23 protein-coding genes and 1 tRNA gene are annotated in these 24,844 nt (G+C 71.2%); 11 read left to right on the top strand and 13 right to left on the bottom strand.

All coding sequences use genetic code 11. The features are described from left to right. Window positions 1-10: 10 nt before the first annotated feature. Window positions 11-643: a hypothetical protein gene (locus ACQUS7_RS10685; protein WP_435129444.1), complete on the top strand. Its 633-nt coding sequence runs from the start codon at window positions 11-13 to the stop codon at window positions 641-643. 72 nt (window positions 644-715) lie between these two features. On the opposite strand, the gene ACQUS7_RS10690 is transcribed toward ACQUS7_RS10685, so the two are convergent. From ACQUS7_RS10690 to ACQUS7_RS10700, 3 genes are all read right to left on the bottom strand, one after another. Further along, window positions 716-1,525, bottom strand: a complete 810-nt coding sequence (locus ACQUS7_RS10690) for an endonuclease NucS domain-containing protein (protein WP_435146912.1) — start codon at window positions 1,523-1,525, stop codon at window positions 716-718. Window positions 1,526-1,588: 63 nt separating this feature from the next. After that, window positions 1,589-3,241 (bottom strand): hypothetical protein, encoded by a 1,653-nt coding sequence (locus ACQUS7_RS10695; RefSeq protein ID WP_435146914.1) that lies wholly within the window; start codon window positions 3,239-3,241, stop codon window positions 1,589-1,591. Between the two features lie 88 nt (window positions 3,242-3,329). Further along, window positions 3,330-4,292 carry a mechanosensitive ion channel family protein gene (locus tag ACQUS7_RS10700; protein WP_435146916.1) on the bottom strand — a complete coding sequence of 321 codons (963 nt, stop codon included), beginning with the start codon at window positions 4,290-4,292 and terminating at the stop codon, window positions 3,330-3,332. Window positions 4,293-4,429: 137 nt separating this feature from the next. Here ACQUS7_RS10700 and ACQUS7_RS10705 point away from each other — a divergent pair, with 137 nt between their 5' ends. The 4 genes from ACQUS7_RS10705 to ACQUS7_RS10720 all read left to right on the top strand — a co-directional run bounded on the left by ACQUS7_RS10705 (window position 4,430) and on the right by ACQUS7_RS10720 (window position 8,078). Next, on the top strand, window positions 4,430-5,743 hold the full coding sequence (locus tag ACQUS7_RS10705; RefSeq protein WP_435146918.1) for an OFA family MFS transporter: 1,314 nt from the start codon (window positions 4,430-4,432) through the stop codon (window positions 5,741-5,743). Between the two features lie 307 nt (window positions 5,744-6,050). Continuing rightward, window positions 6,051-6,284: a hypothetical protein gene (locus ACQUS7_RS10710; protein WP_435129457.1), complete on the top strand. Its 234-nt coding sequence runs from the start codon at window positions 6,051-6,053 to the stop codon at window positions 6,282-6,284. A gap of 215 nt (window positions 6,285-6,499) precedes the next feature. Further along, window positions 6,500-7,498: an ornithine cyclodeaminase family protein gene (locus ACQUS7_RS10715; RefSeq protein WP_435146920.1), complete on the top strand. Its 999-nt coding sequence runs from the start codon at window positions 6,500-6,502 to the stop codon at window positions 7,496-7,498. 88 nt (window positions 7,499-7,586) lie between these two features. After that, window positions 7,587-8,078 (top strand): hypothetical protein, encoded by a 492-nt coding sequence (locus ACQUS7_RS10720; protein ID WP_435146922.1) that lies wholly within the window; start codon window positions 7,587-7,589, stop codon window positions 8,076-8,078. A gap of 51 nt (window positions 8,079-8,129) precedes the next feature. Here the strand turns inward: ACQUS7_RS10720 and ACQUS7_RS10725 are convergent, their stop codons facing one another. The 9 genes from ACQUS7_RS10725 to gatE all read right to left on the bottom strand — a co-directional run bounded on the left by ACQUS7_RS10725 (window position 8,130) and on the right by gatE (window position 18,131). Continuing rightward, entirely contained in the window at window positions 8,130-9,407 is a 1,278-nt protein-coding gene (locus tag ACQUS7_RS10725; protein ID WP_435146924.1) for an MFS transporter, read from the bottom strand. 160 nt (window positions 9,408-9,567) lie between these two features. Next, a complete protein-coding gene (locus ACQUS7_RS10730) occupies window positions 9,568-10,635 on the bottom strand; it encodes an mRNA surveillance protein pelota (RefSeq protein WP_435146926.1) in 1,068 nt (355 codons plus the stop codon). Window positions 10,636-10,729: 94 nt separating this feature from the next. Next, window positions 10,730-11,431 carry a DUF4013 domain-containing protein gene (locus ACQUS7_RS10735; protein WP_435146928.1) on the bottom strand — a complete coding sequence of 234 codons (702 nt, stop codon included), beginning with the start codon at window positions 11,429-11,431 and terminating at the stop codon, window positions 10,730-10,732. Between the two features lie 9 nt (window positions 11,432-11,440). After that, complete coding sequence (locus tag ACQUS7_RS10740) at window positions 11,441-12,088, bottom strand: DUF4013 domain-containing protein (protein WP_435146930.1); 648 nt, start codon at window positions 12,086-12,088, stop codon at window positions 11,441-11,443. Window positions 12,089-12,090: 2 nt separating this feature from the next. Next, on the bottom strand, window positions 12,091-14,196 hold the full coding sequence (gene rqcH, locus ACQUS7_RS10745) for a ribosome rescue protein RqcH (protein ID WP_435146932.1): 2,106 nt from the start codon (window positions 14,194-14,196) through the stop codon (window positions 12,091-12,093). A 335-nt stretch (window positions 14,197-14,531) separates the two neighbouring features. Further along, window positions 14,532-14,613 (bottom strand) — tRNA-Ser (locus ACQUS7_RS10750). Window positions 14,614-14,639: 26 nt separating this feature from the next. Continuing rightward, a complete protein-coding gene (locus ACQUS7_RS10755) occupies window positions 14,640-15,389 on the bottom strand; it encodes a hypothetical protein (protein WP_435129480.1) in 750 nt (249 codons plus the stop codon). 137 nt (window positions 15,390-15,526) lie between these two features. Then, entirely contained in the window at window positions 15,527-16,123 is a 597-nt protein-coding gene (locus ACQUS7_RS10760) for a uracil-DNA glycosylase (RefSeq protein ID WP_435147164.1), read from the bottom strand. 139 nt (window positions 16,124-16,262) lie between these two features. Beyond that, a complete protein-coding gene (gene gatE, locus ACQUS7_RS10765; protein WP_435146934.1) occupies window positions 16,263-18,131 on the bottom strand; it encodes a Glu-tRNA(Gln) amidotransferase subunit GatE in 1,869 nt (622 codons plus the stop codon). 90 nt (window positions 18,132-18,221) lie between these two features. Between gatE and ACQUS7_RS10770 the strand changes: the two genes are divergently transcribed. Continuing rightward, window positions 18,222-18,812 (top strand): AsnC family transcriptional regulator, encoded by a 591-nt coding sequence (locus tag ACQUS7_RS10770; RefSeq protein WP_435146936.1) that lies wholly within the window; start codon window positions 18,222-18,224, stop codon window positions 18,810-18,812. A 72-nt stretch (window positions 18,813-18,884) separates the two neighbouring features. After that, window positions 18,885-19,916, top strand: a complete 1,032-nt coding sequence (locus ACQUS7_RS10775; protein WP_435146938.1) for a pyridoxal-phosphate dependent enzyme — start codon at window positions 18,885-18,887, stop codon at window positions 19,914-19,916. A gap of 24 nt (window positions 19,917-19,940) precedes the next feature. On the opposite strand, the gene ACQUS7_RS10780 is transcribed toward ACQUS7_RS10775, so the two are convergent. Further along, window positions 19,941-21,359: a class II fumarate hydratase gene (locus ACQUS7_RS10780; protein WP_435129491.1), complete on the bottom strand. Its 1,419-nt coding sequence runs from the start codon at window positions 21,357-21,359 to the stop codon at window positions 19,941-19,943. A 356-nt stretch (window positions 21,360-21,715) separates the two neighbouring features. Here ACQUS7_RS10780 and ACQUS7_RS10785 point away from each other — a divergent pair, with 356 nt between their 5' ends. The 4 genes from ACQUS7_RS10785 to ACQUS7_RS10800 all read left to right on the top strand — a co-directional run bounded on the left by ACQUS7_RS10785 (window position 21,716) and on the right by ACQUS7_RS10800 (window position 24,844). Further along, window positions 21,716-21,898 carry a hypothetical protein gene (locus ACQUS7_RS10785; RefSeq protein ID WP_435129494.1) on the top strand — a complete coding sequence of 61 codons (183 nt, stop codon included), beginning with the start codon at window positions 21,716-21,718 and terminating at the stop codon, window positions 21,896-21,898. A 111-nt stretch (window positions 21,899-22,009) separates the two neighbouring features. Continuing rightward, window positions 22,010-23,158, top strand: a complete 1,149-nt coding sequence (locus tag ACQUS7_RS10790) for a multicopper oxidase domain-containing protein (protein WP_435146941.1) — start codon at window positions 22,010-22,012, stop codon at window positions 23,156-23,158. Window positions 23,159-23,206: 48 nt separating this feature from the next. After that, window positions 23,207-24,250 (top strand): halocyanin domain-containing protein, encoded by a 1,044-nt coding sequence (locus ACQUS7_RS10795; RefSeq protein WP_435146943.1) that lies wholly within the window; start codon window positions 23,207-23,209, stop codon window positions 24,248-24,250. Window positions 24,251-24,349: 99 nt separating this feature from the next. After that, window positions 24,350-24,844: an SRPBCC family protein gene (locus tag ACQUS7_RS10800; protein WP_435146945.1), complete on the top strand. Its 495-nt coding sequence runs from the start codon at window positions 24,350-24,352 to the stop codon at window positions 24,842-24,844.

The raw sequence follows: 24,844 nt of genomic DNA on the forward strand, positions 1-24,844 counted from the left end.
CCCCGGTATAGTGGCTTCCCGACAGGGCGGTCCCGACGCGAGCGCGTCGGAGCAAACCGGTCGCGGCGTGTCGTTCACGGACGCACCCTCCCGCACCCGGACCCCGGATTCTCCCGCGGGCGGCGTTCGCGACGTCTCCACTCCCCCGACGCGTGACCCGGGGGCGTACGCGCAGACGGACCACTTCCGCGAGCGGCTGCGCCAGCCCGGCCGGTACATCTCGCTCCCGGTGGTCGGCGAGACCATCCGGCGGGGGCAGCTCCGGTGGAACAGCACCGACGGCTGGCGGTTCGCGCTCGTCAAGTCCGGCGTGCGGTTCGTCGTCGTCGTCAGCGACACCGAGACGGCGTCGCCGGTGCTCGTCACCGGCTGGACCGAGGTGGCGGACTGGGACGCCGCCGTCGCCGCCGACCGGTGGAGCGACGCGGACGTGGAGACGATTCGGCTCCGCGCCGACCTCTCGGCGCACAGCGACCGGCAGATACCGGGCCGCATCCGGCCGCGGACCGTCACCCGGCCCTTCGACCTCGGTGGGCACAGCGTGACGACGGACGCCGGCGAGAGCGCGGTGACGTGCGTCGACTGCGGCGGCCGGTTCCGGTCGAAGCGCGCGCTCGTCGAGTGCCGCTGCCGGCGCTCCTGAACCAGGTGAAAGAGCGGACAGTAGAGACGACCCGCCCGGCCCGCTCGGACGCTCGGCGCCGAGTGGCCGTTTTCAGAGGAACTCGTCGAGCGTGGCGGTGTCGCGGCTGATCTGTCTGGGCGGGTCGCGTTCGACGAAGTCGTAGCCGTAGTCGTCCGCGAGCGCCGCGGCGTCGTCGCTGATTCCGGGGCCGACGACGATGCCGCGGACCGAGTCGGTGGCGCCGTCGGGCGTGTCCGCCTCGCAGTACCGGCGGAGTTGGTGGACGGCCTCCGGGTCGATGGCGCGCTGTTTCAGTTCGACGAGCGTCCGCGTGCCGTCGGCGTCGCGGCCGACGATGTCGACCGGGCCGGCGCCGGTGTCGTACTCGTCCTCCTCGACGCGGAACCCCGGCTCGATGTCGTCGGGGTCCGCGAGCAGCGCCGCTTTCAGGTCGGCTTCGACGCCGGAGATGTCCTTCGCGCCGTGGTCCGCGAGCCGCCGCGCGTCGAGGTGGTACACCGTCGAGACGTACACGTCGAGTTCGTCGACGCTGCCGCCGGAGCCGTCGCGGCCGCGGAGCAGCAGCCGCGGTTCGTCGTTGTCGCCGGGGTGTTCGGCGCCGGCGACGACGCGCGTCGAGAGGGTCGCGCCGCTGCCGAGCCAGTTCTGCGGCTTCGTCCCGGTCGGGGCGTGCACGGTCAGCCCGCCGTCCTGTTTCACGATGACGTCGCGGTCGCCGGCGGTGAGTTCCGCGACCGCCTTCCCGTCGTACTCGGTTTCGCACTCGGCGGTCAGCAGGACGCGCTCGCCGCGCACCCGCGCCGCAGTGATGCGGTCTGCGACCGACTCGAACCCCGCGGTCGACGCCACCGGATACGTCACGTCGTCGCCTTCGGTCACGGCGCCGAGTTCAGCGGCCCGGGAGAAATCCGTGTCGCTTCCGGCGGCTCGGGAGTCTGTCGGTCACCGCGGCTCGCCGGTGCCGTCGGCGCCGCCCGAGTCGGCACCGACGGCCGCGTCGGTGTCTGCCTCGGCAGCCGAGTCGCTGTCCTCGTCGGGGTCCGCACCGGTGTCGGCTCCGCCGGGGGCGGCACGGAGCGGCGGGAGGTCGACGCCGCCGGCGTCGCGGTAGTCGTCGAGGACGAACGTCGCGACGACGCCGACGAACTCCCAGACGGCGAACCAGAGCGCGACGGTGACGGCGGTGTCGGCGACGAGTTCGAAGTCGAACTGCGCGAGCGTGACGCTGTGGAGTGTCCGGCCGAGCGTCGTCGCCGGGTCGAGCGTGAGCGCGGCGACGAACAGCCAGCCGGCGACCGGGACCGCGACGGCCCCCAGTCCGACGTGTCGACGTCGCGACCGAAGCCACGGCACGGCGGGTAGTCGGTCCGGGCGGAGCCACGGAAGCGCGGCCGCGGTCACTGCGACGGCGAGCGCCGCGACGGCGATTCCGGGAACCGCCAGGTACAGCGCCGCACCGGTCACGTCGACGAGACAGAGCGCGGCGGCGACGGCGTACACGACCCCGAGCGAGACGACCGGCGGATCGCTCGGGCCGCGACCGAGCGGCGGATACAGCTCCGCGTACCCGGCGAGCGTCCGGCCCGCGGGGACGCTGAGCGCGACGACGCCGGCCCCGGCCGCGAGGACGCTCACGGCGCCGGTCAGCGCGACCGGGTCGACCGGGAGGTACGCCGCCATCGCGTCCGCCGCGGGGACGTCCGCGAGCGTGAGTCGGACCCACGGAATCACGCCGAGCGCCACCGTCGCGGTCAGCGTGACCACGACCGCGACGACGCCAGCGGCGGCGACGACGCCCGTAGCGGCCGTCCCCGTGGTCGCGCCGCCGGCCGGATTCCCATCGGTAGCCTCCGGGGTGGCGGTGACTGCCGCCGCCGCGTGGGCGGCCGCTTCGACGCCGACGAACGCGAACACAGCGGCGCCGGCGCCGGCGACGAGCCGCCCGACCGGGTCGGCTCTGAGGTCGGCGGTCGGCAGCACCGGCTCGAAGCTGCGCAGCGTGAACTCCCCGACGCCGGGGACGAACGCGGCGAGCAGCCCGAGCGTCAGCGCCGCGACGACGCCGACCGCGACCGCGGCGACGACGGAGACGGCGCGGCGACGACCGACCGCGTGCGCGAGCCAGCCGGCGACGCAGACCGCGACGGCGACGCCGTCGGCGAGCGCGGGCGTCGGCGCGACGCCGAGCAGGTCGACGAGCACCGGCGGGACGGCCATCGACTCGTAGAGGTACGACCCGGCGGTCGCCGGGAGCGGCGCGAGGTGGCCGAGCCAGTCGGCGAGCAGCGCCACGAGCGCGACGTACGCCGCCAGCGACGGCCACGACGCGAGCACCCCGAGTCGGCGTGACCCCCACGTCCGTGAGACGGCGCGGTAGACGACGCCGTCCCCGGGGAACGCGGCGGCGAGCACGGCGTACGCGGCGGCGACAGCGACGGCGGCGGCGCCGGCGAGCAGGTACGACAGCGGCGAGAGCGGCCCCGCGGTCTCCGCGACGCCGCGCGGCACGTACAGGAGGCCGCCGCCGACGCACGCCGCGACGCCGACGCCGAGGACGCGGAGCCGCCTCAGCACCGCCGTCGTGTCCCGAGCCATGGCTTCGGTGTGTTACGGAGTGACAAAAGCGTGCGGCGGACGTGCGCGCCGGTCCCGCCGTGACGGCCTCGACGAATCGGCGGTCCCGTCAGCGGTTCCGGCCGAGCGGGAAGCTCACGCGGTCGGGGTTGTCGTTGAACTCGTCGAGGATTCGCTCGTACAGTTCGTTGCGGACGTTCGTGGCGCCGCGCGGCCGCGTGAGGTAGCGCAGCCGAAGTTCGACCCACGACTCCGTCTGGACGACGTTGACTGACGGCCGCTCGGCGACTTCGAGTTCCACCGCGGTCTCCGAGAGCCGGCGGCGGTAGTGTTCGATGGCGGCCGCCATCTCGTCGCCGAGGTAGTCGTCGGCGACGCCGACCATGGTCTCGCGGGCGAACGCCAGGTCGGTCTCGTAGGCGACCTGCACCGCGAGTTCGTTCCAGACGTACGGGAAGCCGGCGCCGCCGAAGTTCACGATGTCGGAGCTCAGCACCTTGCTGTTCGGGACCGTGACCACGCGGCCGGACGGCTGGTTCGTGGAGACGAGCGAGCCGTTGATCTCCCACAGCGTCGTGACGAGGAAGTCGACCTCGATGACGTCGCCTTTCTCGCCGTCGATTTCGACGCGGTCGCCGATCCGGTACGGCCGCTTCACCGTGATGTAGAACCACGCCACCAGCGACAGGAGCGGCTGCTGGAGCGCGAACGTGACGGCGAACCCGACGACGCCGAGCGACACCAGCACGCCGACCCACTGGTCGGTGAGCACGCCGAGCACGCCGAGCAGCGCGAGCGCGCCGAACGCGAGCCGCAGCGCGTTCCGGAGTTCGTGCCGCCGGCGGGTGCTGGCTCCCCGCGTCGCGACGGTGGACACGAGGAAGTTCGCGCCGTTCGTCGCCAGCACGACCGCGGCGGCGAGAAGCAGCGTCGCCGCCGCCGAATCGGGGGCCACGCCGGCGACGGCGGGCAGCCCGAGCGACGCCAGCGGCGTCGTCGCCCGAATCCCGACCGACGCGAGCGTCGCCGCGACGGCGAGGACGAACGACGCGTATCCGAGTGGTCGTCGCACACGACGAAGCACCGGCCGCCGGGACAAAACCGTTCGGATACCCGGACTCCGGCCAGCTAGCACCGTGCTCTGGTATCTGACGGGTCGCGTCCGGCGTGAGACGGAACGCTGAATTGGCTCTCCACGAACCGGAAGGCATGGGCACGGACTCGTCGGTCGACCACGCGGCCCGGGCGCGCGAGATTCTCGGCTTCTCGCGGTGGTGGCAGGTCGTCGCCGCCGCGGTGATGATGGCGCTCGTCAGCCCGTACCAGTACGTGTGGTCGTCCATTCAGTCGCCGCTCGCGGAGTCGCTGAACATTTCGCCGGAGGCCATCGGGCTGGTGTTCACGCTGTTCGTCGTGTTCCAGTCCGGGTCGCAGTTCCCGGTCGGCTGGATCCGCGACCGGTCGGGGCCGCGGCGGCTGACGCTGCTCGCGGGAGTCCTCGCCGGCGGCGGCTACCTCGGCCTCTCCGTCGCCACCGAGGTCTGGCAGCTCTACCTGTTTTACATCCTCGGGGCGGTCGGCGTCGGCATCGTCTACACGGTCGCCGTCAACACGGCGCTGAAGTGGTTCCCGGACCGCCGCGGCCTCACGACCGGCGTCGGCACGATGGCGTTCGCGGGCGGGTCGGCGCTCGTCGTCCCGTACGTCCGCGCGAACGCGGACGTCGGGTCGTACGCGGACGTGCTGTTCAACCTCGGACTCGTCATCGGCGTCGGCGTCCTTGTCGGCGCGCTCGTGCTTCGCGACCCGCCGACCGACTGGCTCGAAGCCACCGACGCCGGGGAGCGTGACAGTGACAGCGACGTTGACGTCGACAGCGACGCCGACGGCGACGCGGATACGGACGCGGACGCTGACGACGCCACCGCTTCGGCGACCGGCGAGCAGTTCACGTCGACGGAGATGCTCCGGACGTGGCAGTTCTGGGTGATGTACGCCATGTTCATCGGCGTCTCCGCCGCGGGACTGATGCTGACCGCGCAGGTCGTCTCGTTCGCGGACGCGCTCGGACTGAACGCGATTACGGCGACCGCGGGCGCGACGGTGCTTCCCATCGCCGGCGGCATCGGGCGGCTGGTCGTCGGCGACCTCTCCGACCGCGTCGACCGCGAACGGGCGATGGCGGCGTCGTTCACGCTGTGCGGGCTCGGCGTGTTCGGCGTCGTCTACTTCGCCCAGCGCGGCGCGGCGCTCCCGTTCGTCGCCGCCGTCGTCGTCGCGACGTTCTTCTGGTCGCCGCAGTACACGCTGTTCCCGAGCGTCGTCGGCGACTACTACGGCCACGAGCACTCCTCGGCGAACTACGCGCTGCTGTACTCCGGGAAGATGTGGGGCGGCGTCTTCGGCGGCGCGCTCGTCGGCTGGCTCGTCGGCGTCACCTCCTGGACGGCGGCGTTCTCCGTCGGCGGCGCGGCCGCGGTGCTCGCCGGCGTCGCCGCGCTCGCGCTCTCGTCGCCGCGGTAGCGTCGGACCGAGCCGCAAACCCTCTTTCGACCGCATTCGCTGTTTTCGCTGTTCTCACCACCGAAAGCCGTGGATAGCGACCCGTCCCGGGGGCGGTTCGCGTCGTTCTGTCGCACTAGTTCCGACGCGGGATTTTGTGATTCACAAAATCGTCGCGTCTGAGCGGTCGGCGTATCGCCTGTTTCGAGCCTCCGCGGAGCCGTACCTCCTCATAACTTATGAGAATCCATTTCGTCATTCGCAGAGGACGTACCAGGCGGGTATGGGAAACTATTATATTACCGGGGGTAGTAGAACTACATGGATTATGACTGGATACCACGACTACGTTCTCGGCCTCATCCCCGCCGCGCTTCTCGGAATCACCGCAGTTCTGGCGCTCGCGGGGCTGCCTGTCCGGGCGGCCGTGCCCGTGGGCGGCGCCGCGTCCGCGCTGCTCATCGGTCACGCCATGTTCGTTCGTGGCCCAGTCGCGTCGACCGGGTCGACCGCGTCGGGCACCACGAACGCCGCCTCCGGCCCGGCACCCAACGCGGACTGAACGGCCAGCAGACCACCGACTCGACGACCGCTGCATTTCTTCGCCGACCGCTCACCCGACCAGCCCCGGCTCCGTCGTTCGGTCGACCGCGGCCGCGCCGCCCGAGTCGGGGCCTCAGTCGGCCGCGGAGCCGGTCCAGGGTCGACTCCGCACCGCGTCGAGCCGCCGTCTCCGTCGGCGTCCCGCTTTTATCCCTCCCGGGCGAACGTCGACGCGTGACTGAAACGCTGTACTTATCGAGCGACGACGTCGACGGGCTGGCGACGCCCGCGGAGTACGTCGACGCGGTCCGCGACGCGTACCGACAGGTCGGCGAGGGCGCGCCGGCGGAGCCGCGGACGAAGCTGGTGAACGACGAGCCGCCGGGGATGCTGACGACGTACGCGGCCGTGCTGCCCGACACCGGGGCGATGGGCGGATACATGTACTCCGCGGGGTTCGGCGCCCGCGACGCCTGGTTCATGTCGCCGCTGTTCGACGCCGACTCCGGCGAGCCGCTGGCGCTGCTCGACGGCGCCTCGATGAATCCGTACAAGACCGGCGCCGCCGGGGCGGTCGGCGTCGACGCGCTGGCCCGCGAGGACGCGACGTCGCTCGCGCTGTTCGGCAGCGGCGCGCAGGCGCGCGGCCAACTGAAGGCGACCGCCGAGGTCCGCAACCTCGAAACGGTCTGGGTGTACTCGCCGACGAAAGAGCACCGCGAGGAGTTCGCCGGCGAACTCAACACGGAACTGGACGCCGCGGTCGCTGCGGTCGCGTCGCCGGCCGCCGCCGTCGAGGACGCCGACATCGTGGTCACGGCGACGAACGCCGACGAACCGGTGTTCGACGGCGACCTGCTCGACCCGGGGACGCACGTCACCGCGATGGGGCAGTACGACCCCGACAAGCGCGAACTCGACCACACCACCATCGAGCGCGCCACGTACGTCCCGGACCTCCGCGCCCGCGCGACCCACGACGCCGGGTCGTTCCTGTCCGCGCTGGACGCCGGCGTCGTCGACGAGGACCACGTGCACGCGGAACTCGGCGAGGTCGTCGCCGGCGTCCAACCGGGCCGCACGAGCGACGACGAAATCACGGTGTTCGACTCCGGCGGCACCGGCGTCGAAACCGCGGCCGCAGCGTACCTGCTGTACGAGAAAGCCGTCGACGAAGGGCTGGGCTCCACGATCGACGTTTCGCCGGCGAGCCAGGCGCTCACCGGCCAGTAGTCGACGGGCCGAACCGACAGGCCGAGTCGACCGCGGCGTGGCGCCGGGCGGCAAGAACACACTTCACTGCGGCCGCCGAGACGCCACTGTGCCTTCGACGCTCTCGACGCGGGTCGGCGCCGCCGCCCGCGAAAAGCCGCTGTTGGCAGCGTCCGGCGCCGTCGCGGCCGCCGTCCTCGTTGCCGCCGCGGTCGGCTACGTCGGCGTGTTCGACCCCGGCGCGACGGCGCCCGGTTCGGCGGTCGGCGCCGCGCTGTTCGCGCTGCTCGGCGGCGAAGCGGTGCTCGCCGGACTCGTCCTCCTCCGCGCGGTCCACGGCCTCGTGACGTACTACGACACCGGGAGTCGCCCGTCAGCGGTCGAACTGGTGCTGGCCGGCGCGGAGGTGTTCGTCGTCGGCGTCGGCGTCGTTCTGGGCTCCGCGGCGGCCGTGCTCGCCGACGGCGCCGACCCGGAGGTCGGCGGTGAAATCCTCGCGGCCACGCTCGGCGTCGCCGTCGCGCTCGGCGTCGTCCTCGCTGTCGCGTCGGCCGTGCGCGCCGCGGTTGGGCTGTCGGGGCTCGGCGACTCGGCCACGTAGCCGGCGGAGGGCGCGGCGGCATCGAACCCGTGCCGCGCCCGCAGAGGCAGGTCAGGAGCGGCGTCGCTCCCGGACGTGGAGCGCGAGCGCGCAGGCGACCGCCAGGACGCCGCCGGCGGTGACGATGCCGAAGGCGACGCGGTAGCCGGTGACGGAGTAGATGCGGGCGCCGTCGACGACCTTCCCGGTCCAGTAGGCGTCGAGCGCGGCGCCGAGGACGCCGGGGAACACGGCGGCGCCGGCGTACGCCAGTCCGTTCACGGTTCCGGTCGCGGCGCCGCTGTCGTCGGCGTGCCGCTCTTTCGCGACCGTGTAGGCGACCATGGCGCCGCCGGAGACGAACATGGCGACGAACAGCACCGCGGCGACGACGACCAGCGGCGGGGTCCCGGTGACGAACACGACGCCGTAGGCGGCGAGGAAGACCACGCAGGAGGCCAGTATCACGCCGGTCCGGCTGCCGATTCGGTCAGAGAGCGCGCCGAACGCCGGCGAGCCGAGCGCGAAGCCGACGTTGGCGGCGAGCACCGCCGTCGCCGCCGTCGCCACCGAGGCGTCGTACACGTGGACGATGTACGGGACGCCCCACAGCCCGACGACCGTGAAGTTCAGCCCGATGACGAGGAACAGCATGACGCCCATCAGCCACGTGTCGAGGTCGGAGAGCACGCGCCGGGCGCCCGCGAGCACCTCACTGAGCCCCGCCGCGGTTCGGTCGTCGCCCGCGACCTGCCCGCCGGCGACGGCGTCCGCGGCCTCCGGCCGGTCCTCGACGCCGACGAACACGGCGACCGCGACGAGCAGCATCGTCGCGGCGGCGGCGAACAGCACCGACCGCCACCCGGCCATCCCGGCGGCGACCGCGAGCGGCGTCGTCGCCAGGACGCCGCCGAGCCCCGCCGCGGCGATGGTGAAGCCGGTCATCGTCGCGAACTCTTCGGGCGCGAACCAGTTCGCGCAGAACCGGAGGACGGCGACGTAGATGACGCTGCCGCCGAGCCCCGCGAGGAAGCGGCCGAGGAAGCCGACCGCCAGCGAGTCGCTCGCGGCGAACACGCCGACGCCGACCGCCATGCCGACCAGTCCCGCACCGACGACGCGCCGCGGCCCGTAGCGGTCCGCGACGAGCCCCGCGGGGAGCTGTGCGGCGGCGTAGATGTAGTAGAACGACGAGTGCAACAGCCCGAGTTCGGCCGCCGTCGCGTCGAACGTCGCGGCGAGGTCGCCGGTCAGCACCGCCGTCGAGTTCCGGAAGAAGTTGACGAACAGGAACCCGAACGCCAGCACCGCCCACATCAGGTGCCGACGCTCCAGCCGCTGGTAGAACATGGTCGTTCCTTATAGACGGGCCGCTTGTAGGTTTGGGACGCGGCGAACGGCGACGGCCGCGCGGACGACGCCGAGACATCGCTGGACGCGAAGCATCGACGGGCCGAGACGCCCGGAACGTGAGGAATCCTGGTGTCGGCTGCCGGCCGTGGCCCTACGGCTACTGGAGCCGGTAGCGGAGGAGCGCGGCGACGCCGCCGAGGTTCGACAGCTGCTGGCCGGGCGCGAAGTCCGCGGAGAACACGACGACGTCGCCGCCTTTCTGTTCGACCTCCTCGATGAGGTCGTTGGCGTCGACGTCCCAGTCGCCCTCCCCCTGCCGTTCGGCGCGGAGGCGCTCGTCGAGGATGAGCAGCGTCTCGACGGCGCCGAACTCGGCGGCCTCCATCGTCTCCTCGACGCCGTACGTCGCCTTCGCGCCCTCCGCGATGCGTTCGGTGAGTTCGTCGATGAGTTCGGCCTCGCGGGCGATGCGCGTCTCCTCTTGGACGTCGGCGACGGCGCCGCGCTTCAGGACCTCGTGGACGCCGCGGTCGCCGGCGGCGGAGGTGTCGACGACCGTGATTCGGTCGTCGAGGTCGCGGAACTCCTCGGCGACGTAGTCGCGGGCGTCGTTCTTCGTGAACCCCGGGCCGGCGAGGATGATGGCGTCGGGGTCGAGGTGGGACAGCGCCTCGCCGAGCTCCTCGAACAGCTCCTCGCGTGGCCGGGCGTAGTCGCCCTTCCCGGTCGGCTTCGTGAAGCTGGCGTACTCCTCGGTGCCGTACTGCTGGACGGTGTGGATGTAGGCTGCGCCCTCCTCGACGGTGGCGATGGCAACGTCCGGGGCGCCCGTGGCCTCCTCGGCCTCCTGGACGCGTTCGAGCTGGTCGGGCTTGAACTCCTTTTCGATGGTGAGCTCCTTCCGCTCTTCGACGTTGATGGTGTGGTGGTGGCCGAGCTGGTCCTCGCGGGAGGCGTCGACGATGACGCCGCCGACGCGGAGCCGGTTCGCGAACCGGGCGAACTCGACGTCCTCGACCTCGATGGTGACGTGGATGTGTTCGCGTTCGCCGCCGGTGTCCCGGAGCGCCTCGTCGTCGCGCTGGATCCGGCGCGTGGTGTCCGCCTCGACGAGGTCGCCGGGTTCGAGGACGTGCGAGAGGTGCCAGAGGTCGTCGGTCGTCTCCGGGACGACCGTGAGGCGCGTGCGGCCCTCCTCGCCGCGTCCGCGGCCTTCGATGCGCATGCGGAACCCTCCGGCGGGCGGCTACAAAGGCCTTCTCAGACGCCCGCCGAACACGGCGCCTGCGACGTGGAACCCCGGAAGAATGCCCGACCGTTCAGTACGCGTCGCGCTGCGCGTCCGCCACCGGGCCGCCTGCGGCACCGGCGCCGGCCCCGCCGCGGGCGTCGGCGAAGCCGCGGCCGAAGCAGTAGTACGTGACCACCTGCCCGTAGAACAGCAGCGGGATGCCGACGAGGAGGAACACGAGCGGCGACGCGATGGTTCCGATGACGCCGCCGAGGACGACGCCGAGCAGCACGCCGACGAAGTAGTCGCCGGTGAGCGCGACCTGCTTGATTGTGTCGACGTCGAAGGCGGCGCTCAGCGAGCCGTCGAGCGCGAAGTTGGTGAGCGCCGCGGGGATGACGTACGAGATGACGAGCGCGACGAGTGCGACGAGCGCGAACAGCAGCACTGTCACGGCGCTGAGTGCGGCGACGCCGCCGAATCCCTCCGTGAATGCGGCGCCGCCGATTCCGACGACGCCGACCAGGACGAACGGCACCATGATGGCGATTCCGTAGACGAGGTTGATGACGAGCAGCTTCAGGCCGTCGACGAACAGGTCGCCCCAGTCGGTGAACGACGGCGCCGCCTCCTCGCCGGTCGCGGCCGCCCGAAGCACCCGGATGAGGTAGCCCTGCACGATGAACGCCGGGATGATGAGTACGCTCAGCAGAGTGAGCACGCCGCCGATGATGAGCGTCGACACCCGGTCCTCGCTTTCGAGGGGGAACTTGACAGCGTCTTCGAACATACGTCTCCGTCAACAGGAGCCGAGAAAACGCTTTCCCCCGACGGCGTCGCGGACCGCGGCCGCGGCGACGACCTCGGCGTAAAACAGCAGGAAGTAGCCGACGAGCGCGACCGGGCGCGCCGGCGACGTCGCGAACGCAGCCGCGACGCCGAGCGCGCCGACGCCGATGCTCCAGCCGTAGAAGTACCGGGCGTTCGTTACGACGCCGAGCAGCGCCCGGACGTCGAAGGCGGTGCGGAGGCCGCTGCGGGCCGCCGCGGCGAGCGCCGCGGGGAGCGGGTAGGTGAAACAGCAGACGAACAGGATGGTGGCGGCGCCGCCGACGATGACGCCGAGCCGGCCGACGCCGGCGCCCGGGCCGCCGAGGAACAGTCCGCGGGCGGTGATGGCGAGGCCGACGACCGGAACCGCGAGGTACGCGGCGGCGACGACGGCGGCGACGACGCCGTCGCGGAGCAGCGACGGGACGTCGGTGAACCGCGGCGGCGCGTCGACCGCGTCGGGCCGGAGCACCCGGAGCAGGTAGCCGAGCACAGGGACGAGCGGCAGCACCGGCACCCACACGGAGACCAGGTGGAGCCCGAACCCGACGGCGAGCGTTTCGGCGGCGTCGCCGCGGTCGCCGCCGAACGGGTAGCGGAGCGCCTCGGACAGCACGGCTACACTCCGAGGAGGTCGCTGCCGCCCGGCGGCAGGAACTCCTGAATCAGGTCGGCCGACGCGACTTTCCGGACGAACGAGTCGTCGGCGAACCGGGACTTGAACGCCCGGTAGCACTTCATCGCCGCGTCGTTCTGCGCGAACTGCCCGGGCTGCAGTTCGATGGTGGTCTCCGCCTCCGGTTCGATGGCGGACGGCGGGCCGCCGATGACGCGCGTCTCCGGCTCCACCTGGATGCCGACGGCGACCCGCGCCGGGACGTCGCGGTAGTAGTCGCGGTCGCCGCGGATGACGAATCCGCCCTTCTCGATGTACTCGCCGGACTCGGGGGTCTTCGACACCTGGTCGGGCGTCACGAGGTAGGCGTCGCCGGCGCCGCGGCCGTCCTTCCACACCGACGAGTACGACACGGCGAACTGCGCGGCCTCCTCGCGGCTCCGCTCCGGGATGGTGACGTCCTGCGCCGGCTCCGAGGGCGCGGTCGCCTTGACGAGCGTGACGGGGCCGCCGTGCGCCTGCGTGTGCAAGAACAGGTCGTCGGCGTCCATGTAGTTCTTCACGAGCTCCTCGTTCTGGTCGGCGTTCCGGCCGCCGAGCACGAGGAAGCCGTCGGAGGTCCTGAACCACCGGAACCGGTCGTACCAGTGGTCCTGCTTCCGGACCGGGACCGACGACCGCGACAGCCAGTCGACGGCTTCTTCCTCCGCTTCGCCCTCCTCCGCCTGCGCCTCCGCCTCGGATTCTTCCTCCTCGGCCTCCCACGCTTCGCGGCGCTGCTTGACGGCTTCGAGCTCCTCGCGGGTGTTCTCGATAGCCTGCTTCGCGCCCTCCATCTTCTCTTCGATGCGCTTCGCCTCCTGATACAGCCTGTCGGCGTTCTTCTCGGGGCCGTTCGCGGCGTCGAGCGTCACGGCCGTGTCGTCGAGCCGGAGCGTCACGGTGCCGTTCGCGCCGTCGACGTCTTCGACGGCCTCGGCCTCCGGGATGCCGCGTTCGGCGCCCGTTTCGAACGTCTCCGCGATGTCGTCCCACGGCCGGCCGTCCTCGCGCGCCCGCTGGACCGTCGAGAGCACGTCGTCGACGAGGTCGTAGTGAGCGTACACCAACTCGGCTTTCTCGCGCTCGCGTTCGGCCTGCTCGCGGAAGTCCTCGATGGCGTTCTCCTGCTGTTCGATGATGCGGTTCTGCTTCGCGATCTCGGCTTCGAACTCCGGGGACTCGTCGACGTCCTCGTCTTCGGTGAGGTCGAGCCGGTGGAAGTAGGCGTCGAGCGCGGCGTTGAAGTCGTCGTACGCCTCGGACTCCAGGCCGTCGCGCTCCTCCAGCGGCAGCGGCGTCACGTCGACGACGTCGCCGTCCTCCAGGTAGACGCGCGGGTCGAGGTCGCCCGAGCGGAGCCGCTCTGCGAGCCGCTCCATCGCGTCGTGGATGGCGCGCAGTTCCTCGTCGGTGACGTCGTCGATGTCGGTCGTCTTGTCGACGCCGGCGCGCGTACAGAACTCCTCGCCGTAGAGCCCGCCGAGGTTGAGCTGGGTCGCGAGCGTCCGCACGACGTCGGTGTCTGATTCGCGCATCTTCGCTTCGAACGCCTCGAAGCGGACGTCGAGCGGGTTCAGCCGGCTCCCGGGGTACTCGTACTGGCTACCCGGCGCGACCGTCCGGGATTTCAGCCGGACGGTTTCGAGGCTGCGCTGCACCTCGTTGTTCTCGTCGAGCACCGCGACGTTCCCCTCCCCGAACAGCTCCGCGACCACCGTCGTATCCTGGTCGGGCCGCTCGAACTCGAAAGTGAGGATGCGGTCGAACTCGTACTGGGAGACGTCGACGAAGTCGCCGCCGCCGATCTGTGCGCGCAGCGTCTTCGCGAACTCCGGTGGGCGGCCCGGCGCGTCCGGGACGTGCTCCGCCGCCGCGACGTGACACCGCTTCACTTCGCCAGTCTCCACCAGCAGCTCCACGCGGCCGCGGTCGAAGTCACGGAGCTTGAACCGCACCAAATCGTCGCCGTAGAGGTAGACCTTGTCGACCTTCGCGCCCTCGTAGCGCTGCAGCTCGCCGACGAGCGCGGTGAGGTCGACCGACGTCATCTCGCGTTTCGGCTCCATTCTTCTCTGGACGTACACGGGGCGGCCGTTTGGGCGTTGCGGGATTGCGCTGCGGGAGTGCTCTGCGGGAGCGCTCCGCGGACCGCCGTGACTCGGCGCGTGTCCGTCCGGTCCGCGCCGCGGCCGCTCGCGCTCGCGGTGCTCGCGCGGCCTCCCCAGCCGATTCGCCCGTCGCTCGCGGTGCTCGCTCCGGGCTCATCCCTCGCGCGCACCGCTCGCGACGCAGCGCGAGCGACGCGCGCCACGCACGGACCCGCCACTGACCGATTCGTTCCGTGCCTGCCGGTCGGTTCGCGGCGGACTCCGCCTCGGTGGGCGGCGTCGAAAACGCGGGTCGGTGGGACTGGGATTCGAACCCAGGAGGCTTGCGCCACCTGCTTTCAAGGCAGGCGCAATGGGCCACTCTGCCATCCCACCGCGTCGCTGCCTTCGAGGCTCCCCACCTAAGGAGTGTCGATGACGACTTCGCCGTCCCGCACCCGGAGTCCGAGGTCGTGGACGACCGTCGCGGTGTGTTCGGGGACGGCGCGCTCGGCGTCGAGGCGGCTCCACAGCACCGGGAGGAGGTCGCGGAGGTCGGCCGCGTCGGCGACGCCGACCTGCAGCGGGAGGTACTCGACGTCGTTGCCGGCGTCGGCGCTGCGCGCCGTCAGCGTCTCCAGTTCGTCCTCGCCCAGGGCGTCCTCGAAGTCGACCGGCTCGGTGAACCCGGCGAAGTAGACGCGGCCGCGCGTCGCCGGGCCGAGGACGGTCTCGTTCGTCCGGAGCTTCATCGCCGCCGAGTCGACGAGCGACCGGGTGAGAAGCGGCGCGGTGCCGCGGACGACCGCGACGGACCTGACGTCCTCCTCCCGCAGCAGGTGGGTCGCGGTGTTGCCGGCGCGCGCCGACTCCGTGGAGCCGACCTGCGGTTCGAACCGGGCGTCCGTGATGTCGTCGAGGGCGTCGCCGGCGAGCGTCCGGAGCGCCGCCTCGCTCGCCGTCTCCGCGACGTGCTCGTCGGGGAGCAGGTCGTCCGGCCGGAAGTTGACGAGCAGGTCGCCGCCGCTGCGCTCGACGGCGCGGAACGTGTCCTTCAGCATCGCGCCGTACAGCGACGCGGCCTGTTCTGCGGACAGCGGCGACGAGTCGACGAGGCCGTCGAGCACGAGTCCGGGCCGCGGCGGGTCCGCGAGCACGGCGACAACAGTCATACCGGAGGCAACGTCGGCGGCCGCCTAAGGGTTTCTCAAATCGCGGCGAGCGAACGGGCCACGACTCCTCGGTGGTCGGGCGCCGACAGTGCAGCGGTTCGCGGCTCGGTACCTCGGCGGCTCGGCGGTCCCGCGGCTCAGCGGCTCCGACGCCCCTTCGTCTGCCGGTAGTCGCGCGAGAAGACGTTCTCCGTGACGTGTTCGACGAACGCGTCGGCGTCCGCGTCGGTGAGGTCGCCGAGCGCCTTCATCGGGAGCAGTTCGAAGCCGCGGCCGCGCACCGTCGTCGCGTGCTCCGCCTCGGCGTCGAAGTCCGACGGCGCCCGCGTCGTGTACTCGACGGCGAGCGCCTCCAGCGCCCGCTGCCCGACCGGCACGATGAGTTCGGGGTTTATCATGCGGAGCTCCGCGTTCAGGTACGGCTCGCAGGCGCGCTCCTCCTCCGTCGTCGCCGCCCGGTCCGGGTGGCGACACCGCGTCAGGTACGTCAGGTAGACGTTCTGCAGGTCCGGCTCCGCGGCGTCCGGCGGCGAGCGCGACAGCCCGAGGTCGCCGAGAATCCGCTGGAGCCGCCGGCCCTCGCCGTCGCCCGTGAACGGGACGCCGCGCGCTTCCGCCGCCGCCGTCGGTGCCTCGCCGACGACGACGACGTCGCCGCCGGCGTCGCCGTAGCCGTGGACGACGTCGTCGCGGCACGACGCGAGTTCCGGGCAGTTCTCACAGCCCTCGTCCATCCCGAACGGGTTCGCCAGTTCCTCTTGGACGCGCACACCGACCCTGGACGGGTCGCGAATAAAACGGTACGGGTTCACAGAGCGCCGAGGCGGCGACGCACCGACCGAGTTGCTCGGCGAAGCCGGTGGAGAGAGCGGTTCAGAGCCGGCGCTGAATCTCGTCGCGGAGCGCGTCGGAGACGACTTCGCCGTCGGCCTTCCCGCGGAGCGCGCCCATCGCCTCGCCCATCAGCGCGGAGAAGGCGGCCATCCCCTCGGATTCGACCTGTTCGGCGTTCCGGTCGACGACTTCGGCGACGGCTTCGCGCACCTCCTCCTCCGTGACGCCGCCGAGACCGGCCTCCTCGATGGCCTCCTCGGCGGTCAGCGCCGGCTGCTCGGCGAGCGTCGTCAGCACCTCGTTGACGCCTTCCTTCGCGAGCGTGTCCTCCTCGACGAGCCGGAACACGTCGAGGAAGTGCTCGTCGGTCAGTTCGCCGACCGGGACGTCGTCGCGGCGGAGCTCCGTCACGGTGGACTCCAGCGTCGTCGCGGCGAACGTCGGGTCGACGCCCTCGGCGACGGCCTCCTCGAACAGCGGCATCCGGCGGCCGTACGCGACCTGCTCGGCGAGGCCGGCGTCGAGCCCGTGCTCCTCCTGGTAGCGGTCGACCTTCTCGGTGAGCAGCTCCGGCGTCTCGACCTCGGAGGGGTCCGGTTCGACCGGCGGGACGTCGGTCTCCGGGTAGAGCCGCGCCGCGCCGGGCAGCGGGCGCATGTACCGCGTCGTGCCGTCGTCGTTCGCGGCGCGCGTCTCCTCCGGGACGCCGTCGATGGCGGCGGCGGCGCGCTCGGCGGCGGCGTCGATGGCGAGCTCGGCGGTTTCGGGGTCGTCGGCGACCAGCACGACCGCGTCCCGGGTGTCGGCGTCGACGGCGTCCCGGAGCGCCACGACCTCGTCGGCGGTGACGCCGTACGCCGGCAGTTCGTCGGTGTGGAACACGCCGCCGGCGCCGTGCCGCTTCGCGTGGTCCGACAGCTCCGTGCCGAGCCGGCGGTCCGGTTGAATCTCGCGGCCGACGAGGCCGTCGAAGCCGTCGAGCCGCACTGCTTTCACGACGCCGCCGTCGTCGAGCGCGCCGGCGATGACGCCGGAGTCGGTGTCGGCGAAGACGTCCGTGACGTCGACTGGGTCGGCGACGGCGGCGCCCCGGTCGCGGAGCTCCTCGGCGACGTCGACCAGTTCGACCTGCCGGTCGACCTCCAGTTCGACGAGGTCGCGGATCTGGTCGAGCGCCTGCACGCCCTTGATTTCGACGCGGGCGCCGTCGGCGATGGAGACGTTCACGTCCTGCCGAATCGTGCCGAGGCCGCGCTTGACGGCGCCGGTCGACCGGAGCAGCATTCCGATGCGCTGGGCGGCGGCGTGCGCCTGCGCCGGCGACGAGATGTCCGGCTTCGTCCCGATTTCGACCAGCGGAATCCCGAGCCGGTCGAGCGAGTAGCGGACGCCGTCGTCGGTCTCCTCGACGCGTTTGGCGGACTCCTCTTCGAGCATCATGTCCTCGACGCCGACGGGGCCGTACTCGGTGTCGAGTTCGCCGTCGCGCGCCAGCAGCATCGACCGCTGGAACCCGGAGGTGTTCGACCCGTCGATGACGATTTTCCGCATCACGTGCGCCTGGTCGACGACAGTCGCGTCGAGCAGGTCCGCGATCTGCATCGCGACGTCGAGCGCCTCCCCGTCGACCTCCCGCGGCGGCTCGTCGTCCTCCTCGACGAGGCAGGTCGTGTCGTACGCGAGGTACTCGAACTCGCGGTCGACCTGTGACTCTTCGAGCGCCGCCTCGTCGATTTCGCCGAGTTCGGACTTCGTCGGGTGCAGGTAGCGCGTGATGGTCCGGTCGGCCTCCTCCGGTTCCCGCAGCGTCGTCGGCGACTCGCAGAACAGCTTCGTCGCCGTGTCGAGCTGCTGGTGGATCTCCAGCCCGGCGACCAGCCCCAGCGAGTCGTAGTCGCGGTCGGTCATTAGCGGTGCTGCGGCGGCCGGGGGCAAAAAGGGTGTGAGTCGCGGCGCCCGCGACGGAACGCATTTCCGCGGCTCCGCCGAACCGTCGGTATGCGCGACCTCGACGAGACAGACGCCCGGATTCTCCGGCTGCTCGCGGAGGACAGCCGGCGGCCGTACAGCGAAATCGGCGACGCGGTCGACCTGTCGCCGCCCGCCGTCTCCGACCGCGTCTCCCGGCTCCGGGAGGCCGGCGTAATCCGCGGATTCACCATCGACGTCGACCGGTCGACGCTCCGCGGCGGCGTCCCGATGCTGCTCCGATTCGACCTGCGACCCGACCGCGTCGACGACGCCGCCGACGCGCTGCGGGACGCCGACGAGGTGGAGCACCTGTTCACGACCGCCGACGGCGACGTCGTCGCGTTCGTCCGCCTCGACCACGACGCGGTCCACGAGTGGGTGGAGTCGGTCGTTGGCGATGACGGCGTCCGCGACTACGAGGTCGACCTCGTCTCCGACGTCGACTGGACGCCGAGCGTCGACGCCACTGGGTTCGAACTGAGTTGCGCCGAGTGCGGCAACACCGTCACCAGCGAGGGCGTCACCGCCCGAATCGGCGGCGACCTCCGGCAGTTCTGCTGCCCCACCTGCAAGGCCCGGTACGAAGAGCGGTACGAACGGCTCGAAGACGGTGTCTGACGGGGCGCCGCGGCGACCGCGGGGGAGTCGGCGGCCCACACCGATTTCCGGGTCGACGCCGATGCGGGAGCCATGAGCGGCCCGGCGCAGTACGACGTGTCGGCGGTCGGTGACACGCCGCTCGTCGAACTGGACCTCGGCGTCGCGCCGACGGTGTACGGGAAGGTGGAGTGGCTGAACTTCCCGGACGCGCCGCTCGGCGGCACCGTCAAGTCCCGAATCGCCGTGTCGATGCTGAACCGGGCGGAGCGCCGCGGCGACCTCGACGGCGACGCGACGGTCATCGAGCCGTCGAGCGGAAACACCGGGTCCGCGGTGGCGCGCGTCGCCGCCGCCCGCGGCTACGACGCCGAAATCGTCGCCCGGTCTGACGTCGGCGCCGGGAAGGTCGCCGCGATCCGCGACGCCGGCGCGACCGTCCGGTTCGTCGACCCGTCGCTGCCGTACTTCGCGAAGATATCGCGGACCCGCGAACTGTGCGACCGGCACGGAGAACGCTACTACTTCCCGAACCAGTACGTCAACCCGGCGAACCCGGCCGCCCACGAGCGGACGGGACAGGAAATCGTCGCGCAGACCGACGGCGACGTCACCGCCGCGGTGCTCGGCGTCGGCACCGGCGGGACCGCCACCGGCGTCGCCCGCGTGCTCCCGGACGGGGCTCGCGCCGTCGGCTTCGAACCGGCGGCGGTCCACGGCATCGAGGGGCTCCGCCACCGCCCCGGCGCGCACGGCGAGCCGACCGAGGCGTTCGAGCGCGCGCTGCTCGACGACGAGTACACGGTCAGCGGCGACGACGCCCACGACTGGGGGCGGCGGCTCCGCGACCGCTACGCCGACGAGGACCCGCGAATCCACCGCACCGGCCGACACGACGAGGCGACGGTTCGCGACCGGCTCCGCGTCGACGGCGACTTCCTCGTCGGCGAGTCGTCGGGCGCAGCAGCCGCGCTCACGGCCCGGCTCGCCGAGCGCGGCGAACTCGACGCGGACGACGTCGTCGTGATTCTGCTCGCCGACCGCGGCGACCGCTACCCGGAGACGATGTGGCGAGACGCCGTCGACGCGGACGAGCAGTTCGGTGACGAGAACAGCGACGACTGACCGGAAAACGGGCCGCGGTGAGCGTTACTCCTCGTCGCCGAGGATGCCGCGGTGGGTCATCTTCTCGGGGTCGAGCACCTCGTCGGCCTCCTCCTCGGTCAGGTAGCCCTTCTCGAGGACGACCTCGCGGATGGTCTTCCCGGACTTCATCGCCGTCTTCGCGACCTCGCTGGCCTTGTCGTAGCCGATGGCGGGGTTGAGCGCGGTGGCGAGCGCCATCGACTGCTCGACGCGCGTCTCGCAGTGCTCCTCGTTGGCCTCCAGTTTCGCGACGAACCGGTCGGCGAAGACGCCGCTGGCGTTCGCGAGCAGCGCCGCGGACTCGAGGAAGTTGTGCGCCAACACCGGCTTGTAGAGGTTCAGGTCGATCTGGCCCTCCGCGGCGCCGGCGGAGACGGCGGCGTCGTTCCCGACGACCTGCTTGTGGACCTGATTCACCGCCTCGGCGACGACCGGATTGATTTTCCCGGGCATGATGCTGCTGCCGGGCTGGTTCTCGGGCTGCTCGATTTCGCCGAGCCCGTTGCGCGGCCCGGAGGCGAGCAGCCGCAGGTCGTTCGCGATCTTGTTGAGGCTGCCGGCGACCGTGCGGAGCGCGCCGTGCGCCTCCGACATGGCGTCGTGGGCGGCCTGCGCCTCGAAGTGGTTGTCCGCCTCGCGGAACTGCGTGTTCGTCTCCTCGGAGATGTACTCCGCCGCGAGCTCCGGGAACTCGGGGTCCGTGTTCAGGCCGGTGCCGACGGCGGTGCCGCCGAGCGCGAGTTCGCGGAGGTGGTACCGGACGTCGTTGACGCGCTTGATGCCCTTCTGGACCTGCGCGCGGTAGCCGCCGAACTCCTGGCCGAGCCGGACCGGCGTCGCGTCCTGCAGGTGGGTTCGGCCGGTCTTGACGACGCCGTCGAACTCCGACTCCTTCTCCTCCAGGGCGGCGTGGAGTTCTTCGAGCGCCGGCAGCAGGTCCTTCTCGACGGCTTCGAGCGCGGCGACGTGCATCGCGGTCGGGATGACGTCGTTGCTCGACTGCCCGAAGTTCACGTGGTCGTTCGGGTGGACGACGCGGTCGCCGACCGCCTCGCCCATGAGTTCGGCGGCGCGGTTCGCGATGACCTCGTTCGCGTTCATGTTCGACGACGTGCCGGAGCCGGTCTGGAAGACGTCGACCGGGAACTGGTCGTCGTGGTCGCCGGCGATGACTTCGTCCGCGGCGTCCGTGATGGCCGCGGCGACGTCGTCGTCGAGGTGGCCCAGGTCGTTGTTGGCGCGCGCGGCCGCCTTCTTGACGACGCCGAGTGCGCGGACGAACCGCCGCGGGAACGTGATGCCCGAGATGGGGAAGTTCTCCAGCGCTCGCTGCGTCTGTGCGCCCCAGTAGGCGTCCGCCGGCACCTGCATCTCGCCGAGACTGTCCGATTCCGTCCGGAACTCGTCGGAGTCCTCGCTCATACCCGGGGGGTCGGTGTCATCGCTCCTAAAAGGGTGTGGTCCGCCGTCGAACCCGGGTTCGGCCAGTGGCGTCCCGTCCGCTCGCACCGCACCGCGCCGCACGAGCGACGCCCGTGTTCCTCGTTACCGTGGTATACTCACGTTGAAGTGACGGGGCGCTGACGACTGAAGCGGAGGTGACGACGACGTGCACACCACGATTCCGTTGTTCGCTGGCTGGCGCCGGCTCGCCCGCTCCATCCCGGACGGGCGGCCGGACCGGACCAGCAGTGCGCGCGTCGCACCACTCGCCCGCTGAGTGACGGCGCGCCACCCCTGTTGTACCGCCGTCGACCGACCCCATCTCCCCAGAGACGATGCTCCGATACACCCCCGCGTTCAGCAGCACCGACGCAGACACCGCTCGCCCCTCGACGAACCTGACGGTCGCCGTCGCCGTCACCGCCGCGTTCCCCGTCGCGATGGTCCTCGCGACCTACCCCGCGTTCACCCTCGGCGCCGCCGTCGGCGTCGTCGGATCGACGGCCCTCCGGCGATAACCTCGCCGCCCCCTTCCCGGGGCAGCAGGCGAACATGTTCGGTTGCCTTCTCACGCCGCAGGAACTGGCCCGACCCGCTATTTCAGTCGGTAGTGTAGACCCACCTGTCCCATGAGAGAGCGCATCGGCGCACCCGGAACAGGTCTATCTCGACGCGAATTCGTTGCGGCAACTGGCGGCGCCGGCGCGGCGGCGCTCGCCGGCTGTCAGGCGCCCACGAGCCGCGCGAGCACAAAGACGAGCGACTCGCCGACCGCCGCCCAGACGTCGGCGGACCTGCCGACGACCGCGCCGCCAGAGGTCGTCAACGTCGACGAACAGGGGAACAAGGTGACGCTGAAAACCCAGCCCGCGGTCCACGAGGCGCATCCGCTCGACTCGATGGGCGGCCCCGTGAAGCTGCCCCGGGTGTGGGCGTTCCAGGCGGACGACCGCGACCCGAGCGTCCCCGGGCCGATTCTCCGAACGACGGAGGGGAACGACATCGAGGTCACGCTCGACAACACGGACGGGAAGCGGCCGCACACGGTCCACTTCCACGGCGTCCAGAAGGCGTGGAAGGACGACGGCGTCCCGACCACCACCGGCATCAGCGTCGCCCCCGGTGAGAAACACACGTACACGGTGCCCGCGAACGTCCCCGGCACCCACTTCTACCACTGCCACTTCCAGACCCACCGCCACATCGACATGGGGATGTACGGCATCTTCCGCGTCGACCCGAAGGGGTACGAGGAGGCCGACAAGGAGTACTTCATGACGGTCAAGGAGTGGGACTCGCGGCTCAACCGGATGATGGCCGGCGAGAGCGTCTCCTACAGTCCGCGGAACCGCAACCCCGACGTGTTCACCGTCAACGGCAAGGTGGCGCCGCGGACGCTCCACCCCGAGAAGGGGTCGCCGATTCTGGTCGAACAGGGCGACACCGTCCGAGTGCACTGGGTCAACGGCGGCTACATGAGCCACCCGCTGCACATCCACAACCACCGGTTCCGCCGGGTCGAGAAGGACGGCGGTCAGATTCCGGAGGCCGCCCAGCACGAGATGGACGTCTCCAACGTCGCCCCGGCGGAGCGGCACACCATCGAGTTCACCGCCGACGCCGACCCCGGCATCTACCTCATGCACTGCCACAAGGTGAACCACGTCATGAACGGGAACTCCTACCCGGGCGGGATGCTCTCCGGCGTCGTCTACAAGGAGGCGATGAAGACCGACATCTTCAGCAAACTGATGGAGTACGCCGGCTACCAGCAGTAGTCGAATCACCGGACAGCTGCCACCGACGACAACACTAATTTCGAGACAATGACGACCTCACAGACCCGACCCGTCACGCGGCGCACAGTCCTCCGCGGCGCAGCCGGCGCCGCGACCGCCGGCGTCCTCACCGGCGCAGCCGGCACCGCAGCGGCACAGAGCCAAAGCGGCCCCGACTACGGCGGCTGGTTCGACAACGTCAGCAACTTCGACGGCACCGTCGACAAGACCGGCCAGAAAACCGTGACCATCACCGTCGGCGCCGCCGGAAACGGCGGGAACTTCGCGTTCGCTCCGGCGGCCGTCCGCGTCGACCCAGGGACGAAAATCGTCTGGAAGTGGACCGGGAAGGGAAGCCCGCACAACGTCGTCGACGAAGCCGGGGCGTTCGAGAGCGACCTGCTCAGCGAAGCCGGCGCGACGTTCTCGTACACCGTCGAGTCGGAGGGCATCATCAAGTACGCCTGCGTCCCGCACAAGGCGATGGGGATGAAGGGCGCCGTCGTCGTCGGCAACCCGGACTCCGGCGGCAGCGCGGCCACCACGACGGCCGACTCGACCGCAGAGGCGACCGGGCAGACGACCGAACAGCAGGTCGCCGCAGAGTACGGGGACTGGTTCAGCAACGTCAGCAACTTCGACGGCACCGTCGACAAGACCGGCCAGCGGCGCGTGACGATTTCGGTCGGTGCCGCCGGAAACGGCGGGAACTTCGCGTTCAGTCCGGCGGCCGTCCGCGTCGACCCCGGAACAACGGTCGTCTGGGAGTGGACCGGGAAGGGCAGCAGCCACAACGTCGCCGCGGCCGACGGGAGCTTCGAGAGCAAACTCACGGGCGAGTCGGGGTTCACGTTCGAGCATACGTTCGAGTCACGGGGCGTCCACAAGTACGCCTGCGTCCCGCACAAGGCGATGGGGATGAAAGGCGCCGTCGTGGTCGGCGGAAGCGGAGGGTCGGCGAGCGGCTCCGGCTCCGACCTCCGAGACCTGCTTACGCTCGCCGGCGGCATCGGCCTCGCGGGGGCGCTCCTCGGCGTCTTCGCCTTCGGCGCGCGCGACGCGGCGACCGACGCCGGCCGCCGGCGAGACTGACCCGGCACGACGGCTGCACCCGGCGCGTCCACCGCCGGTGACTGTTTCTATCCGGCCCGCGAACACCTTCCCGTGAACACGTACCGTCGCGCCACGCGCGTGGCCGCGCCGCTGGACGAGGTGTGGGCGTTTCACTCCCGGATAGAGGGTCTCGAAGCGCTGACTCCGTCGTTCATGAACCTCCGGGTGCACGGCGTCGAGCGGCCGAACGCCGACGAATCGGCCGACGACGAGTCGCCCAAGGTGAACGATTCCGACGGGTCCGAGTCGGTGCTGGACGCCGGAACGCGGGTCGAACTCAGCATCCGACCGTTCGGCGTCGGTCCCCGGCAGCACTGGGAAACCGAAATCGTCGAACGTGAGCGGGACGACGACGCTGCCTACTTCGTCGACGAGATGAACGGCGGCCCGTTCCCGTACTGGCGACACGCCCACCGGTTCTTCGGCGTCGACGGCGAGACCATCATCGTCGACGAAGTGACGTACGCGCTTCCCGGAGGCCCGGTCGGCGACGCGGTGAGCCCGCTCGCTGTCGTCGGATTCGAACCGATGTTCCGGGACCGGCACAGACGGACGAAGCAGCTGCTCGAATAG

This window comes from Halobaculum sp. P14 (assembly GCF_051195155.1).
In the GTDB taxonomy this organism is placed as follows: Archaea; Halobacteriota; Halobacteria; order Halobacteriales; family Haloferacaceae; genus JBNTKA01.